Origin of the sequence: Psychrobacter sp. (genome assembly GCF_018260395.1) — a bacterium.
In the GTDB taxonomy this organism is placed as follows: Bacteria; Pseudomonadota; Gammaproteobacteria; order Pseudomonadales; family Moraxellaceae; genus Psychrobacter.
This window is the reverse complement of sequence record NZ_JAGLBC010000212.1, coordinates 1-2,549: the sequence shown is the minus strand read 5'-3', so window position 1 is coordinate 2,549 and position 2,549 is coordinate 1. Positions and strand designations below refer to the sequence as shown.

Annotated in this window: 3 protein-coding genes; all 3 read right to left on the bottom strand. The window is 38.4% G+C overall.

From position 1 onward, the window contains the following. Positions 1 to 7: 7 nt before the first annotated feature. Entirely contained in the window at positions 8 to 409 is a 402-nt protein-coding gene (locus QZ265_RS10535) for a biopolymer transporter ExbD (RefSeq protein ID WP_296405971.1), read from the bottom strand. A 167-nt stretch (positions 410 to 576) separates the two neighbouring features. Beyond that, positions 577 to 1,173: a MotA/TolQ/ExbB proton channel family protein gene (locus tag QZ265_RS10530; protein ID WP_296405969.1), complete on the bottom strand. Its 597-nt coding sequence runs from the start codon at positions 1,171 to 1,173 to the stop codon at positions 577 to 579. Between the two features lie 166 nt (positions 1,174 to 1,339). Then, the gene (locus QZ265_RS10525) at positions 1,340 to 2,383 is read right to left on the bottom strand and encodes a TonB family protein (protein ID WP_296405968.1); all 1,044 of its coding nucleotides are present in this window, start codon (positions 2,381 to 2,383) and stop codon (positions 1,340 to 1,342) included. Positions 2,384 to 2,549 lie beyond the last annotated feature (166 nt).

Genomic DNA, 2,549 nt, shown 5'->3' with positions numbered 1-2,549 from the left:
ATCCTTTTTACTCACTGACAAAAGCAATATTGCTCATTTGTGCTTCACTAGCAGTTGCCAACACTTGCGCTACTGTCTCATAACGCGCATCTTTGTCGGCTCTTAAGTGAATAGAGGGCTGTGGCTGAACGATTGATTCACTGGCCAATCGACGTTGTAACTCAGACAGCGATATGGGCTGAGCGTCCCAAAATATGCCCGCCTCTTTATCGATACTAATTTGAATAACTTTCGGCGGTTGCGGCTGAATACTGGCCGTGGTTTGTGGCAAATCTAAAGACACAGAAGGATTTACTACGGTTGCCGTCAATAAAAAAATAATCATCAATACCAACATGATATCAATTAAAGGAATGAGGTTAATTTCATTCATTGGTTGCATATCATCATCACCTAACTGAAATGCCATACATTGCTCCTTTTGAGCCTGCTCTACCGGATTACTTATTACTCATTAATTAATGATTACCGATTTCTGATTAATGATTACTGATTACTGATTACTGATTACTAGTTAATCGTTATTGGCACAGTATGTTATTAACAGGTATATCTATTTTTTTTGACTATCTGATCCTATTTCAGCGAGTCAACCTGTATGGTTTCAAAGCTATCCGTAGGCTTTGCAGTATTACCAAGTAAACTATATGCTGTGTCATTTGCGATAAATAGAGTTTGACGATTAATGCGAATGGCTATGTTATAAAAAACTACCGCTGGAATAGCCACAGCCAGACCTAGCCCCGTCATAATTAATGATTCACCTACCGGACCTGCCACTTGGCTTAAGCCTGCCTGACCTGACTGTCCAATACTGTGTAAAGCATGGAAGATACCCCAGACCGTACCAAATAAACCAATAAACGGACCAATGGCAGCGGTTGTACCCAATATGGCAAGTCCTTTTTCTCCCGAATAACGATAGCGACCAATCTCCTTCAATAACACCTGCTCAACTACCGTTCTTCGATCTGAACTGCTAATCGCAGATATAGTGCTAGACTCTGCCTTTACTGCTTGCATTAAATCCATCGATACCTTACTTTTAAGTCGTCTGCTTTGATAAAGACGCAAAATACCGGCAATCCAAGAGGCTATTGATAAACCTATCAAGCTAAAGAACAATAACTTGGTAACAATATCGGTATATTGCCAATAAGCTGCAAAATCCATGGATAGTCCTTACAAAACGGGAAGAAATTAACTTTAACTCAATGTATTTGCTATAAATATTCAATCTTTTTTAGAAGCTACCTTTATTTTATTTGAAAAGCTACTTATGTTGATTCTGTTTGGGTTTGGATACCCTATTGACTTAATGAGATATTCAGTATCAAAATTAATCAAGTTTATAATTTACAGGTAGGGTTACAATCCCAATCACAGGCATGCCGTTTTTGATAAAGGGATGAAATTTACCCCTTCTTATATCATAAACAGCTGCTTTATCAATAGTATTATTACCTGAAGAAGTGACTATGCTTACCGAGGTCACATTGCCTTGTTTGTCGACTATTAAATCTAGCGAAACTGTATATGTCTGACTTTGGGTTGTTCTTCTTACTTGGTCTGGAAAAAGATATTTTGGCTTACGTTGCCACCTGGCATCACTTGCAGAGAATCTTTGTGGAGTGTTACTGTCTGCTGCAACTTTGGCTGCCTGTACAGCTGCGGCTTTATCGGCAGCGGCTTTTTGTTGTGCAACTCTCTCTTTAGAAGCCTGCTCCTGTGCGGCTTTTTCTTGAGCAGCTCTTTCAGCAACGGCCTTTTCTTGAGCAGCTCTTTCAGCTGCCGCCCTATCAAGCACTGCCTTCTGTTTAGCGGCTAGTTCTTGAGTGGCCTGTTCTTGAGCTGCCTTTTGTTGAGCTTCTTTTTGTTTAGCGGCTTGATCAATTAAACGCTGTTGTTCATTGTTAGCCATGATAACTTTAGGCTTATCATTAATAGCATCATGTTCAACTATGGGTGATTTTTTAGTTTGTGTCTGATGCTTTGGTTCGGGTGGTGTTCTAGCTTTTTTGAAAGTGTCTATTTTTTCAACTTTAGGCTTTGGCTTTGTGACGGGCTTGAGATTTAATTTGTTGACTGGTTCTGATTTTGGCAACTTAACAGCATTCATCTCAGGCTTCGATGCTGATTGATTAAGCTTTGGCATATTCTCAAGCTTTGGTTTGACTTCTGTTACTTCTAGCTTTTGCTTATCAGGTATATTTAACAGCTGAATTTGAATAGGTTTCTTTATTTCAAGCTTTTTTGGGGTAAGCTTTGGCATATCTATATTTAATAAAAATAGAGCTGCACCTATATGCAACGCGAACACAGCTAATATTGTGATCGCCTTAACTTTAATTGAACTAGGTTGAAGGGCTATTTTATTTTTCATAGTAGCAAAGTGGACTCTATTGGTGATTACCTAATAGTTTGTTGTATAAGAAATTGCTAGTACATATAATCATTAGTAAAGACAGTTGCCAGTAAACATTGTCACACGCAAACATTTAATAGCAAAAGTAAATTAATGGTAAGTAACAATAATTGCTAAATTAGAG